Origin of the sequence: Cyclobacterium amurskyense, from assembly GCF_001050135.1 — a bacterium.
GTDB classification, from domain to species: domain Bacteria; phylum Bacteroidota; class Bacteroidia; order Cytophagales; family Cyclobacteriaceae; genus Cyclobacterium; species Cyclobacterium amurskyense.
Window position 1 is genome coordinate 5,187,067 of the sequence record NZ_CP012040.1, and the last position, 14,087, is coordinate 5,201,153.

At 40.3% G+C, this 14,087-nt stretch carries 14 protein-coding genes; 8 read left to right on the plus strand and 6 right to left on the minus strand.

Annotated elements, in window-relative coordinates:
* Positions 1–220 precede the first annotated feature (220 nt).
* The 4 genes from CA2015_RS20690 to CA2015_RS20705 all read left to right on the plus strand — a co-directional run bounded on the left by CA2015_RS20690 (position 221) and on the right by CA2015_RS20705 (position 3,706).
* Positions 221–553 carry a hypothetical protein gene (locus CA2015_RS20690; RefSeq protein WP_157470559.1) on the plus strand — a complete coding sequence of 111 codons (333 nt, stop codon included), beginning with the start codon at positions 221–223 and terminating at the stop codon, positions 551–553.
* A gap of 90 nt (positions 554–643) precedes the next feature.
* Positions 644–2,113, plus strand: coding sequence for a CotH kinase family protein (locus tag CA2015_RS20695; protein ID WP_048643622.1), 1,470 nt, complete (start codon positions 644–646; stop codon positions 2,111–2,113).
* A gap of 344 nt (positions 2,114–2,457) precedes the next feature.
* Positions 2,458–2,622 (plus strand): SRPBCC family protein, encoded by a 165-nt coding sequence (locus CA2015_RS25245; protein ID WP_240477862.1) that lies wholly within the window; start codon positions 2,458–2,460, stop codon positions 2,620–2,622.
* A gap of 439 nt (positions 2,623–3,061) precedes the next feature.
* Positions 3,062–3,706, plus strand: a complete 645-nt coding sequence (locus CA2015_RS20705) for a LolA family protein (protein WP_048643623.1) — start codon at positions 3,062–3,064, stop codon at positions 3,704–3,706.
* A gap of 217 nt (positions 3,707–3,923) precedes the next feature.
* Here CA2015_RS20705 and CA2015_RS20710 read toward each other — a convergent pair whose 3' ends face one another.
* On the minus strand, positions 3,924–4,283 hold the full coding sequence (locus tag CA2015_RS20710) for a MarC family protein (protein WP_048643624.1): 360 nt from the start codon (positions 4,281–4,283) through the stop codon (positions 3,924–3,926).
* A complete protein-coding gene (locus CA2015_RS24915) occupies positions 4,270–4,461 on the minus strand; it encodes a MarC family protein (protein WP_157470560.1) in 192 nt (63 codons plus the stop codon). Before CA2015_RS24915 ends, CA2015_RS20710 begins: the two co-directional genes overlap by 14 nt.
* 117 nt (positions 4,462–4,578) lie before the next feature.
* Between CA2015_RS24915 and CA2015_RS20715 the strand changes: the two genes are divergently transcribed.
* Positions 4,579–5,004, plus strand: coding sequence for a TolC family protein (locus tag CA2015_RS20715; protein ID WP_240477863.1), 426 nt, complete (start codon positions 4,579–4,581; stop codon positions 5,002–5,004).
* A 161-nt stretch (positions 5,005–5,165) separates the two neighbouring features.
* Positions 5,166–5,540 (plus strand): GxxExxY protein, encoded by a 375-nt coding sequence (locus CA2015_RS20720; RefSeq protein ID WP_048643626.1) that lies wholly within the window; start codon positions 5,166–5,168, stop codon positions 5,538–5,540.
* 261 nt (positions 5,541–5,801) lie between these two features.
* On the opposite strand, the gene CA2015_RS20725 is transcribed toward CA2015_RS20720, so the two are convergent.
* From CA2015_RS20725 to CA2015_RS20740, 4 genes are all read right to left on the minus strand, one after another.
* Positions 5,802–6,923 carry an amidohydrolase family protein gene (locus tag CA2015_RS20725; RefSeq protein ID WP_048643627.1) on the minus strand — a complete coding sequence of 374 codons (1,122 nt, stop codon included), beginning with the start codon at positions 6,921–6,923 and terminating at the stop codon, positions 5,802–5,804.
* 3 nt (positions 6,924–6,926) lie between these two features.
* A complete protein-coding gene (locus CA2015_RS20730; protein WP_048643628.1) occupies positions 6,927–7,478 on the minus strand; it encodes a DUF2911 domain-containing protein in 552 nt (183 codons plus the stop codon).
* Between the two features lie 95 nt (positions 7,479–7,573).
* Entirely contained in the window at positions 7,574–9,793 is a 2,220-nt protein-coding gene (locus CA2015_RS20735; protein WP_084011929.1) for an outer membrane protein assembly factor BamB family protein, read from the minus strand.
* 66 nt (positions 9,794–9,859) lie between these two features.
* A complete protein-coding gene (locus CA2015_RS20740; protein ID WP_240477864.1) occupies positions 9,860–11,749 on the minus strand; it encodes a c-type cytochrome in 1,890 nt (629 codons plus the stop codon).
* A gap of 455 nt (positions 11,750–12,204) precedes the next feature.
* Between CA2015_RS20740 and CA2015_RS20745 the strand changes: the two genes are divergently transcribed.
* Positions 12,205–13,176 (plus strand): phosphotransferase, encoded by a 972-nt coding sequence (locus CA2015_RS20745; RefSeq protein ID WP_048643629.1) that lies wholly within the window; start codon positions 12,205–12,207, stop codon positions 13,174–13,176.
* Positions 13,177–14,058 (plus strand): 3'(2'),5'-bisphosphate nucleotidase CysQ family protein, encoded by an 882-nt coding sequence (locus CA2015_RS20750; RefSeq protein WP_048643630.1) that lies wholly within the window; start codon positions 13,177–13,179, stop codon positions 14,056–14,058.
* The last annotated feature ends 29 nt before the right edge of the window (positions 14,059–14,087 follow it).

The following is a 14,087-nucleotide window of genomic DNA, read 5'->3' on the forward strand; positions in this document are numbered from 1 at the left end:
TTCCTATAAGTCCCACAATTTTTTTTGGTCTTTTGCAAAATCTTTTTAACCTGGTCTCCATAAATCATAACCCATATATATTCAAATAGTTATGCCGGATAATTCACCTCTTTTCTATTTCGTTTTATAATTAAATTGAAGTCAAATTAAAAAAAATCCCCCCTCTAAGAGGGATCGCTGCAATCCCTGCGTCTAAAGAGAAAAAGAAAACAACATTTTTATGAAAAAGATACTAATAATGATCGCCATGGTAGCCCTTACCTCATTGTCTTATGCTCAAGGGCAAAGAGGCCAAAGGCCAGAACCACCTTCCGTAGAAGAAATGATCAAAATGGCCACCAAAGAATTGAGTCTATCCAAAGAGCAGGTAAGTGAATGGGAAGTCATACATGAAAAATATGCAGATGCCCTAAAGGATCGTTCTTCGGCTCAGGAAACCAGAAAAAAAATGGAAGAAGAATTGGAAGCCACTTTAACCGAAAATCAATTGGAGAAATACATTGAGAACAGAAAGAAAGGTGGCAACAGACCACAAAGGGGACCAAGACAATAATTAGATAGGACTAGAAAAAAGAAATAGGTCATCGGGCAATTGACATTTTTTCTATTTCCTCCAAAAACTATAACGTTAATTAATACTACTATGATTAAGCGAGAAAAACTTTCTTTGATACGGTATTCCAAATACCTTTACCTATTATTTTTCATTTTCACAATGGCATCCTGTATGGATGAAGTTGAAGATATAATCGAAGAGGACGATGATGAGGAACAGGTAATCTTTGATGATACGGATTTTGAGGCTACTGATTGGACAGAGGCAACTCACAGTAAGGATGCAGATCCTAATTTTGATGAGGTATTTGAAGATCAAGCTGTAAAAAGGTTGGATATTGTAATCACCGAAGATCGTTGGCAGACAATGCTAGACGATATGACTGATTTGTATGGCACTTTCGGTTCCCGTGGTGGTGCTGGCGGCGGTGGTCCTGGTGGTGGATTTGGAGGCGGAGGTAGTAGCTTTGCCGAAGAGGATCCTGTTTTTGTACCAGCAGAGATCTTTTATGAGGATAAAGAGTGGTATAGGGTAGGTGTCCGCTTTAAAGGAAATTCAAGCTTACAAAGTAGCTGGCAATCAGGCATTTTAAAGTTGTCTTTTAAACTTGATTTTGATGAGTTTGAGGACGATTACCCACAGATTAAAAACCAAAGATTTTTTGGCTTTAAAAAACTAAGCCTCAAAAACAATTACAATGACAAGTCCATGTTGAGGGAAAAAGTGGCTACTGAGATATTCAGAGATGTTGGCTTGGCTGCTTCACATACTGCTTTTTATACGGTGTATGTAGATCATGGAGATGGACCCGTCTATTTTGGACTGTACACCTTAGTTGAAGAAGTAGACGATACCGTATTGGACACTCAGTTTTCTGATGAGAATGGAAACCTATACAAACCAGATGGTGATGCGGCAAGTTTTGCAGCAGGAACTTATGATGAGGATGAATATGTGAAGAAAAACAATGAGGATGAAGCGGATTTTTCTGATGTAGCAAGCCTCCTAGCCATTTTGCATGACGAATCAAGAACAAGTGATCCAGCAACCTGGAGAGCAAGCCTTGAAGAAATTTTAGATACGGATGTATTTTTAAAATACCTGGCTGTAAATACCATCATTCAAAACTGGGATACCTATGGTAGAATGACGCACAATTATTTCTTATACAACAATTCGGACACGGATAAATTGACTTGGATACCATGGGACCATAATGAAGCCCTACAAACAGGTAATCAGCAAGGTAGTCTTCCACTAAATTTCTCAGGATTAAATGCCTCTAGCTGGCCATTGATAGGTTACTTGTATGCGGATGATGTCTATAAGGCAAAATACGATGCCTACGTTGCCGAAGTGATTTCAGGTCCTTTTAGTACAAGTACTGTACAGGCCAAATACAGCACCTATTCCACATTGGTAGAGCCTTATGCGACAACTGAATTAAATGGCTACACCTTTTTGAATAACAGCGGTGACTTTCAAAGTGCTGTCAATACTTTGATGTCTCATGCCACATCAAGAGCATCAGCCGTAAGTAGTTACCTTAACAACTAGAGAACATTAATAGAAAATTAGGCTTGGTGCTTTAAAACCTGCCATAAAATTTAGGTTTAACCCGGATTATGTTATAGGATTTCTCCGTCCTGACAATAGTCAGGGGTGAAGCCTGTCCCGTGTTTACGGGAAGTGTTGCAATCGCAAGAAAATCAGGTCAGGTTTGGATATTTTAGCATAGCACCGCTATGGTGAAATTGAAAACAGCAACGATTGGGTATTTTAAAGCGATTTCAGCACGTAATAGATTGTCTATTGCTTATTTCGGGTTAAAGCTTTAACAAGAAGAAGATAAATTAGTACAAACTCATTTTAATTCATTTGTTTAAATACTGAAAAAAATTATGGCAGTCATCGTCCTATCAACAAAGATCAAAGCTCCCATTGAAAGATGTTTTGATTTGTCAAGGAGTATTGAACTGCATAAGTTATCCACAGCACATACCAATGAAGAAGCGATTGATGGTGTTACTACTGGTTTAATAAAACTGGATGAACATGTAACTTGAAAAGCAACACATTTTGGTATAAGTCAAAAACTTACTTCCAAAATCACTGAATTTCAAAGGCCTTCTTATTTTATTGATGAGATGGTTAAAGGTTCCTTTAAGAGTTTTAAACATTATCACTATTTTGAGTCGACTGAATACGGTACGCTTATGATCGATCGATTTGAATTCAAATCACCAATGGGATTATTGGGAGATTTGTAAATGCTGTTATTCTAAAAAAATACATGAGAAACCTTTTGATCAAGAGAAATGAGACAATAAGAGAATTTGCTGAATCAGACAAATGGAGAGAAATTATTATCTAACAATAATAAATTTTAAATCTGTTAACTATTCTTTGATAAATTAAGCCAAGCTGATCAGCCAAATAGAAACAATTTTTTTAAAATGAAGCTGAGATTATGTAGCTTGTAGCAACAATGCAATCGATATAATCATGGAAAAAAATGTCTTTGGCCTTTTGCTTCTCTTTATTGTCTGGCTTCCTGGATTCACACAGGAGAAATCTGTGACTGAAATTATTGAAGAATCAAAAGCCAAATTGGAACGAATAAGTGATTTTTCTGCAGATTTTACCTATAGCATTGAAATCAAGACTAATCCAACCCGGGTCTCTAAAAATGGAAAATTTCATTATGCCAAAGGCAAATTTGTGGTAATTATGGAGGACCAGGAAATATACAGTGATGGTAAGTCTTTGTGGATACATTTACCCGGTGAGGAAAATTCAGAAGTTACCATTATGAATTATGATCCGGAAGAAAGCTTTAATTTTGACCTCATTTTTTCTCCAATGTATGAAACGGCAACCAAGGCGATATATGAAGGTAAAAAATCGGTAAATGGAATAAGCTATAACCAAATTTATCTTGAATTTTCCAATCCGGTACTGGATTATCATCAGGTCAGGCTATGGATCAATGAAACTTCAAAAATCCAGGAGAAAGTTGTCCTTGTCAACAGAAAGCAAACTATTACTACCTACGCTTATACTAACATCAAAATAAATCAGGGACTTCCGGAAAGTACCTTTGTTTTTGATACTGGCAACTTTCAGGGAGATATTTATGATGAAAGGTGAGGACTCTTATAACTATTCTTCGCCCAAATAAAACTCAAATTACTACCATTTTATTCATTGAATTGGGCAAATATTTAATAAGGCAAAAACAACTTAATTACCTTTTAATTCGACAGCAGAGCCACCTTCCATCCAATTCGGGAAGACCTATCCTAATCCTACAATCTAAATTGAACGGCAATTGCAGCAACGATTAAACCAAATAATCGAGTAAATCCTAAAAAACGATGTCATCTACCTTATTTTCAACTTTATAGGAAAAACTGAAGACGATAAAAAGGAAAAAATAACTGAAAAACAAAACACCGGATAGACCTGCATAGGTAGTCGAACCGGACGATCGAAAACTTAACAGTAACACGGTAGTTATTGAACCGGGCCCGGCCAACAATGGGATGACAAGCGGAACCATTACTTTTTCAAACCTAAGCTTGGCCAAGCCAAAATTGGTATAGGCCTCTTCTTTTAACACTTCTAGTTTAGTAGCAGATCCATTGATCATTGACAATGCGGTGAACATCAACAGAAACCCGCCTGCAATCTTAAAAACCTCTATATCGATACTAAAAAAAACCAAAATATACTTTCCAAAAATTACAAAATATAAGCAAGGTAAAGAAGGAAGTACCTGAAACCATTAGGGCAATTTTTCTTCTTACTTTTGGTGTGGCATCACCCGTCATATAATACCAAATCGGTATAAGGTCAATGGGGTTTACCATGGCCAACATTGCTGCTAAAAAGTTTAGATTCAAATTCCAATCAATATTAAAACGTATTAGGATTAAACATCAGGAATTTTTAGCAGATTGTATGCCAATATTGAATGGACAGCAATACACCAAAATCCCCCATCGGTAAAACAAGTCCTTTTGTATAGGCAATCGGGCCAAACGATAACCTCCGTAGATTATGACAGGGCCAAATCATTTCAACTGTCCAATCTATTTGGTACTGCTTCAAAAATCTTTTCTAGCGGGAATGCCATTGATCCAATTACCAGTGATTTTGTGACTGAACAAATCAACAGTGATAATATGGGCATCAATAGCTCCATCACCTTGTTTCAAGGCAATCAACTTAACAATCAGATTGCCCAAAATAAATTATTGATGGAGAAAAGTATTTTCCAGGAAGAAATAGAAAAGAACAACATAGCCTTAAACATACTAGAAACCTACCTGCAAGCCTTGTATAGCAAGGAAAACATAAGCATTGCTGAAAACAAGTTGGCAGCTTCTGAACAAGAGGTACCTCAGTCAAATCCTAATCAACGACCAACGCGTCACCGTTTGTGACCAGTACAAAACAAAATTTTTGGAATTTGTAAATGGAAATTCTTTTCATTGAGATTGGTTTAGTAAACATTATAGCTCTTGATTGAGAGGGGTTTATTTTCAGGTATTTCTATTTTTTATTATATTAATATTTGATGATTTAAAGATTTCCCGATTTTTATATGGAGTTAAAACATAAAGACATCACAGAAAAGATTATTGGCGCTTCATTTGAAGTGCATAAGTTTTTGGGAAATGGCTTTCAGGAGGTTATTTATCAACGGGCATTGGCGTGGGAAATGAGACAGCTTAATCTTGAATTTGCCCGGGAAATAGAGCAGGACATCTTTTACAAAGACCTACCAAGGCCAATTGGTACTCGAAGAGCCGACTTTGTAGTGGAAGGAAAAGTATTGGTTGAACTCAAAGCCAAAATAGTACTAGAAGACGTTCATTTAGCCCAAGTGCTGAACTATCTAAAAGCCTATAAATTGAAAGTTGGCCTTCTTATTAACTTCGGAAGTAAAAGCCTCACATTTAAACGCCTGGTATTGTAATTGATCGTTGAATCACGGATTTAACGGATTAAAGGATTTCACTGATTAATAAAATCCGTGTAATCCCCTAAAAATCTGTGATTCTGACGTGAAAAAGTATATAAATGCTGAACCACAGATTGAACAGATTACTCAGATTACACCGATTAAAAATCCAGGCAATCTATTTAACGTAAATATGAATTAAACCGTGGTCCAAGATCCGTGCAATCCGTGTAATCAAATTAAATCCGTGATTCCAACGGTATATTAATCGACTACCTATTCAAACAAAGACTCGTCAATCCCTGGAATCAATTGAATGGCGTTTTTGTAATAGATTTTTTGTAGGACGGAATCGGGGAGGGCCAGGCCGTACATCTTCCAATGGGCATGTCGTTTTCGGTAATAATCGAAATATTCATCACTGGTTTCCAGCACCCTGAAATAGGTGTAATACTCTTCTTTTTTGTAACTATCTTTCCCCATCAATACCCTGTCCTGGTAATCAATCAACCAAGCCCTCGCAGTTACAGGTTGCCTGCCCAATTCGGCTAAAACAGCTCCTAATTCCGTATACATATTGGGCATTTCATTGAGCAAATTTCCCAATCGCTCAAGGTCATTGCCAAACCAACCCAGATGGGCAGAAATAAATTTAGTATTGGGGTGCTTCTTAAAGACATTGTGCTGTTCGGCCATGACTTCCTCAAAAGAAGGGTTCTTTTCCGGGTTTTTGTACCTACTGGGATATTGTTTGAGTTCCAGCCAGCGTTCATTGTTTTTGTCTTTGGGCAACCAAAAAGCAGCAGGCTCACCGGTATGTATTAAAACGGGGATGCCCAACTCCCCACATTTGGCCCAGATAGGGTCCAAGCGTGGATCGTCAACTTTAATTCTATTCCCTGCCTTGTCTGTATCGGTGAGGCCTAAACTTTTATATACTTTCAAGCCTTTTACACCCAACTCCACAGACTTTTCCATCATCTCTAGGGTTTCATTGGGCCAAGCTTCATCATCCACTTTTTCAAAATCGATGTTCATAAAAAGAGTGAATCGATCGCTGTACTTTTCATTGACATTGTCCAGCGACCATTCCAGGTATTTCCCTCTAAAACCACTTAAATTGACCATAACCGCCATATTCAATTCATCCATTTCCTCTACCAAATCGTCCAGGTTTTGAATGGGCATGGTGATCTGATGATTGTGAACGTCAATAAATGGGAATTTGGCTTTGGTCAGTAGGTGTTCTTGCACTCTAAGCGTAGAAATGGGTTCATATTCTTCCACATCCATTACGTTATTCCGGTATTGGATTTCACCTATCAACCAATAGGCAATACCCAAGAAAATCAAAATGGATAGGGGTAACAACACCCATTTCTTTTTGGAGAATCCCATTGGTTATTGTAGCGCTACAGGTACGGTAAATAGCGTTTGATCCCAGCTATAATTAATGGTAGCACCGCTTTTAGTGGTAACAACGTCTATGGTAAATGTCTCCACTACTGAAGGAGTTTTTTGCACTGGTGCATCAACCGTCACCACATCCAATTCATGATCAGGCTCTGCCACACCAAAGAAAATATTTGTTTCGCTGTTTAAGGTCACTTTAAAGGCATTAGCTCCGGGAACGGCATACATGCTGTATGTCCCTGCTTTTACAGGCTTACCTCCAAAGGTAACGTCCTTGTTAAAAGTGATTTCAGTAGCAGCGTTGGCACCTAGCCTCCAGTATTTCCCGTAAGGTTGAAGTGCATCATCCGCTTCCTCACCAAAAATAAGTCTACCTTTTTTTGAAGGTTGACTATAATCAATGGTGATTTCCAAACCACCTTCGCTGTATGCCGTAGTGGTTGGTGGACTAACAGGAGTTGCAATGAATAAGCCATATACAACCCAGACAACAAAGAGTATAAATACCACTCCGACACCAATTAAAATATTCTTTTTCATGATCTTGTTTTTTAGATTTTGAATTTACGAAATAAATATTGCAAAAGCTTGAATCAAAGTAAAGGGATAGGCTTGCAAAGGTTTTTTGCCATTAATCAATCCGGCAATGAAAACGCCATTACGGATCCGGCCGTATTTTTTGAATTACCTCCGACAGAAAGTACTATGTATTGCTTGCCATCCACCATATAGCTACTTGGGTTGGCATTGGCAAATCCCGGTAAATCAATTTCCCAGTGCTTTTCTCCTGTATCCTTGTCAAAGGCCCTAAATTTATTGTCTCGAGTGCCAGCTATAAAAACCAGTCCGCCTGCGGTAACCGTGGGTCCGGCGGAACCCGTATCGCCAGTCTCCTGTATCCCTTCCTGCAACTCAGGCTTATTTCCTAATGGCACGCTCCAGGCATATTCACCTGTATTTAAATTGATAGCATGAAGCAAACTCCAGGGAGGTTTAATTCCCGGTCTTCCTTTTGAGTCCCTGAAATATCCATAAGCGGTAAGGTTCAGGTATCGATTTAGTCCTTCTACGGCTTGGGTCTCTATAGATGCATTTTGATTGTTATTGATTTCATCCAACAAAGATTTTTCCTGCTGCGGGCTTCCTATACTTTTATTCTCGAAGAGGTAGGCCAGAATAGCTTCTTCCTTTGCTTTGTCATTAATGACACTGGAAAAGCTTGGCATTTTACCTCCTCCTTGTTTAATTTTGGTTAGCACATCTCCTTCACTAATTCTGCCTTTTAATCCAACCAGGGAAGGGTTACCCTGTTCGTCTCCATTTTTGTCCCGCCCATGACAGCTAACACAATAAGTGGAATAGATCGACTCTCCCTGTTTGAAAACGGATAGGTTGGTGATGGCATTTTCAGGCTCCACTTTTTTCATGCGCATGATTTCTGGTGAATCATTTGACCTCACATAAAGGAGACCAGTAGAGGCATCGAAGGCAGCACCTCCCCAGCTTGATCCTCCGCGTGAACCGGGAAACTGCAAGGTTCCCTTTACGGAAGGCGGAGTGAAAATCCCTTCATAGCGAAGAGAGCGAAATACCTGTATCAGAGAATCCCGAGATTCAGGCGAGTAATGGGCTAGGTCAGATTCGTCTAAATATTGCCTGGCATAGGGAGCGGGTTTTAGCGGAAAAGGCTGGGTTGGCCAAGCCTCTTCGCCAGGTATATCCGAGGGGGGAACAGGTCTTTCTTCAATGGGAAACAATGGTTTCCCCGTTTCTCTATCCAATAAATAAATAAATCCTACTTTGGAAGTTTGGGCTACAGCATCAATTTTTCGACCTTCGTGTTCTACCGTAATCAGGTTTGGTGGCGCAGGCAAATCATAATCCCATAGGTCGTGATGTACAGTTTGAAAGTGCCAGATGTACGCTCCGGTTCGGGCATTCACCGCTACTACAGAGTTGCCAAATAGGTTCATTCCTTTGCGGTCAGCACCATAATAATCGTAGGCAGGGGATCCTGTAGAAAAATAGACCACTCCCCGAGATGCATCCAAACTAAATCCTCCCCAACTGTTGGCACCTCCAGCATACTTCCATGCATCCTTTGGCCATGATTCATAACCCACTTCGCCTGGCAAAGGGATAGTGTGGAAAGTCCAGGTTAATTCTCCTGTACGCACATTATAAGCCCTTATGTGACCTGGTTCTGCACCATAAAGCTCGGAAACCTCTGTACCCAAAATCAACAAATCTTCGAAAATAATTCCTGGTGAAGTGGGTATTACCGAGATTTTATCTGGATCGCCACGCATGCCTTCGTTTAAGTCCACCTTACCTGCGTTTCCAAATTCAGGGATTGGCATTCCGGTGGATGCATCAATGGCAAAAAGTTTATCGCCCCCGGTAAACAGAATGCGTTTGTCCAAACCGTCCTCCCAGTACGTTACTCCCCGTTTGATTCCACCTCCTCGTTCCCCGTTAAAAGGGTCAAAACTCCACTTCAATCCGCCTGTTCCTGCATCTACTGCGAATAGCCGTCCGCGGGCAGAGGTGGTGTATAGTACATCTTCAATAATAATCGGGTTGCTTTCGCTATTTTGTGGTCTGGCCCCTGCAATGGTATCATTCGGTTCAAAAACCCATGCCAGAGCAAGTTTAGATACGTTTTCCTTGTTGATTTGATCAAGAGGAGAATAGCTAGTGCTTTCCCCGTCTGCTTTGTAAATTCCCCAATTGGAATAGATATCCTGCTTTTCGGAACAGCTTCCATTCCCTAATAGAAGGGGGATACAGAGTATCATTCCATAGGTTAACAAGCCTCTTTGTTTTTTGGCCTTTTTTAAGATGATAGCTTTCATATTACAGTTAAAAAGCATGAACAACTTGTAAATCAATAATATTACGATTGAGGAGGGTTTTCTAGGTTACTTTACCACTTTTGCCCTGATTTTGGTGACTTCACTTGGAGTGATGGCACTGGCTTTGTTTCCCCACCTGCTTCGAATATAAGTGGTTATAGAAGCTACCGCAAGATCATCCAGGATATTGGCGTGTGGTGGCATATACCCATTGAATGTTTTTCCCCTAACAGTAATCTCGCCTTGAATGCCGTTTAGAATTGATTCAACAAGTATTTCAGGATCCCCAACAACGCGCTCAGATTGGGCTAGGGGAGGAAACCTGTTGTTGTCTCCTTGCCCATTTCTTTGATGGCAGGTAGCACAATAAGTATTGTAAAGGATTCCTCCTTCAAGCAATGAGCCTTTATCCAAATTGTCAACTCCCTCTACCGGTGTTTTGATATAGGTTTTGTTCGTGGTCAATTGGTTCATTTCATCCAATTGCTTTTCTCCAAATTCCTTTTTGTTCCCCTTGTACATGACCCTCCAAATTTTTCCTTTGTTCGAATCGGATATATAAAGTGAGCCATCAGGGCCTTCGGCCAAGCCCATAGGCCTGTACTTAGCATCTCCAGTATTTTCTACTGTATCTACTCCGGCAAACCCATCTGCAAAGACTTCCCAATCACCAGCTATCCCATTGTCTAAAGGAACAAAGCAGACGGTGAATCCAGCTTGCGGATAGGGAGATCGATCCGTGGAACCGTGAAAAGCAACGAACACACCTTTTTTGTACCTTTCTGGAAATTGGTTTCCTTGGTAAAAATGTAAATCCATAGGAGCCCAATGCCCCGGAAACCCAACTACAGGATTATCAAAATCTGCAGCTCTGCCAATGATCTTGCCATCACCTCCATATCCGGGGGACAAAACATTTTTCTCCTGTAAATGATCATAATAGGCGTACGGCCAGCCAAAATCAGCTCCTTCAGTTATTTTTACTAATTTTTCGGAAGGTAATACTGCAGCTTGCCAAGATGAATATAATTTTGGATACAGGGTATGAAAATTATCTATTCCATTGACTACTCCATAAAGTTGGTCATCCAGTGGACTCCAGGTCATGCCGACAATGCTACGAAGTCCGGTGGCATATTTAATACCGTCTGATTGAAATTGCCCCTCCTTATTAGCGTCAAACTTCCAGACGCCTGCATTCATCTCGCGTTCCGGACTGGGATCCAAGCCCTTTCCTTCAGGGGTACCCGTTGGTCCATAGATTTCAATATCTTGTCCTGCATCAGAAGGAGATCCGAATGGGATATACATATTTCCCTTTCCATCAAAAGCAGCAGGCTTAGTGGTGTGCCAGTTTCTGGCTACATTGGGATGCGTATCGGTGAGAATAACTTCTGTTTTGCTACTTGGGACTAATTCCCCAGGGCTTAACTTATTTCTCAATACCTGAGTTACTGTACTGGTATAGAGGTATCCATTGTGGATGGTAACTCCCACCGCAGAACCTCCTACACTTTCATAGTCTCCAAAGCGGACAACTGAGTCTGCTTTTCCATCTCCATTGAGATCTCGCATACCAATGGTGCCTCCCTTTTTATCTCTTGAAAAGCGGAGTTTGGCATAAATGTCCCCATTGTCATTGACTGTGATATGGCGTGTTGGACCGGCGCTGTCAATGACCACTAGGGCTTCAAATCCGCCAGGGATGATTAATCCACCATTATCTAGGTCACCAGCAGGTAATTTATCTTGCTTATTTTCACAAGAAAAGCTGATTAGTAAAACGATGAAGATGATGTAATTCCAATGCCTATAGCAAGTGGAAAAATTCGTATAAACTAATTTGGGTAATCTTTGTAAGCGGGACATGGTTTGTTTAGTCTTTAAAAGGTTGTTAGCATTTTGAAGGGGTAATTTAACCTTACTGAACCTAAAAACCGGCATCAGTCTTGCCATTTTTATACAATCTTTTATGGTGGATGGAGATTTTAGTCGTTCCAGTAGTGGATTTCACCTTGTTAAAATGCATTGACAACTCTATTTTGTTGGAAAATCCTCCGGCTATTTTATTAGTGATTTAATTGAAAAAAATCCCCCTGCCCCCTTAAGGGGGATTTGTGCACGTTATATTTAGCGGATGCGGACTACTTGCTAACTTTATCAGCCCGATGAATTATAGGAAATAAGCATAAGATAGCCATTTACGAAAATCCCTTTTTCCTCCTTAAAGGAGGGATTTGTGTCCGTATGAAGAGAATATACCAGACATGTATAATTCCAAACAGAATTCGCCTATAAGAAGAAAATTTCGGTAATTTGGTTTTCCATAGCCTATGTTAATCTAGTAGAAGACAGCTCGCTCATTTTTCAAAAGTACAACAACTCCATAAATTTAAAATCCTATACAGTCCATGCCCTCAATCGAATACCAAATCCTCCAATGTACAGAAGCCAAAGCCATTGAAAATGCTGCACATGTGCAAACCTTATGGAGTGGTTATGGCACCATTAAACGCTATACATTAGAAGGAGGGAAGCACAGGTCCGTTATTGTGAAGCATATTTTACTTCCCGAATCCGGCAAGCATCCCAGAGGGTGGAATACGGATTTGTCCCATCAGCGAAAAGTCAGATCCTATGCAGTGGAAAGTTACTGGTACCAACATTATGCTCCTTTAACCAATCCGAATTGCCGTGTGCCACAACTGCTACATGCGGAAGCTGAAGGAAGCATGCGATTGCTTATAATGGAAGACCTCAATGTTTCAGGTTTTCCTATCCGACTAACGCCAGAAACCGTTTCAATTTCGGCTGCCAAAAATTGCCTGACCTGGCTGGCACATTTCCATGGGAAATTCATGCAGGTTCAACCTAAAGGACTTTGGGAAATAGGCAGCTATTGGTACCTGGATACAAGGCCAGATGAGTTGGCAAAAATGAAAAACAAATCCCTAAAGCAGATGGCTTCAGCCATTGATCGGAGGCTTAATGAAGCCAAGTTTCAGACCTTGTTACATGGAGATGCCAAGGTGGCGAATTTCTGTTTTGGTTCCGAAAATCAGGTGGCAGCTGTGGATTTTCAATATGTGGGCAGAGGATGTGGCATAAAGGATGTAGCTTACTTTATTAGCAGTTGTTTTGCAGAGGAAGACTGCCAACACTACGAGGAGGAGCTGTTAAGACATTATTTTAATGAACTTGAATCAACGATGGCTAACCCAATTGATTTCCAATTGGTTAAACAAGAATGGTCGGCACTTTATAAATATGCATGGGCGGACCTTTACCGCTTCCTCGATGGATGGAGTGATGGTCACTGGAAGATGCATGGGTACAGCAAGAGACTTACTCAGTCCGTATTGAAAGAATTAAATTACGTATAAATGCTCAACAAAAACAGCCTAACCACACTTTGCCAAAGCGCCATAAACGCAAGCATAGAAGCCGGGAAATTGATTCAATCCCAGGTAGATCAAGCTTACAGTCAACAAAGAAAGCAGGGAGGGTATTCCAAGGCTTCTCAGGTAGTGACCGAAGTTGATTTCAAGGCCCAGGCCATTATATTAAAACATTTGGCTCCCAGTATAGCCAAGCATGATCTGGGTTTACTCACAGAGGAAGCTGCAGATGATGAATCCCGCTTAATTAATGATTATTTCTGGTGCATTGATCCCTTGGATGGCACTTTGCCTTTTACCGAGCAGCGTCCCGGTTATGCGGTTTCCATTGCCCTTATTTCTCGATCTGGAGATCCTGTGGTCGGAGCTGTCTATATACCTGATGAGGATTTGTGTTACAGTGCTATCAAAGGGGAAGGCATTTCTCTAAATGGTGAATCTTTTAGCCTTACCAACCCTGCCGATGATGATTCATTACATGTCTACATGGACAGAAGCATGCAGGGCGCGAGTTATTTTAAAGAACTAAAAGACAGGACACAACAATGGGCAGAAGGTCAGAATTATACCAATGTGTTTTACCATGTTGGTTATGGAGCAGTGCGGAATGCCATGTCCGTTTTGTCCCATAGTAATGCCTGCTATTTTAAATTCCCAAGAAAGGAAAAAGGAGGGGGCAGCATTTGGGATTTTGCAGCCACACGGTTGATTTTTGAAGAATTGGCATTGCCTGTAACCAATGGTAAAAGAGAAAATTTACACCTAAATTCTCCTGAAACTACCTTTATGAATCAGCAGGGAGTGGTTTATGCGTCGGATATAAGAATTAGGGAGATGATTATTGAGATGAATCGGAAATTGGTTTGACTGAAATTTTATCAAAACCCAAACGGATG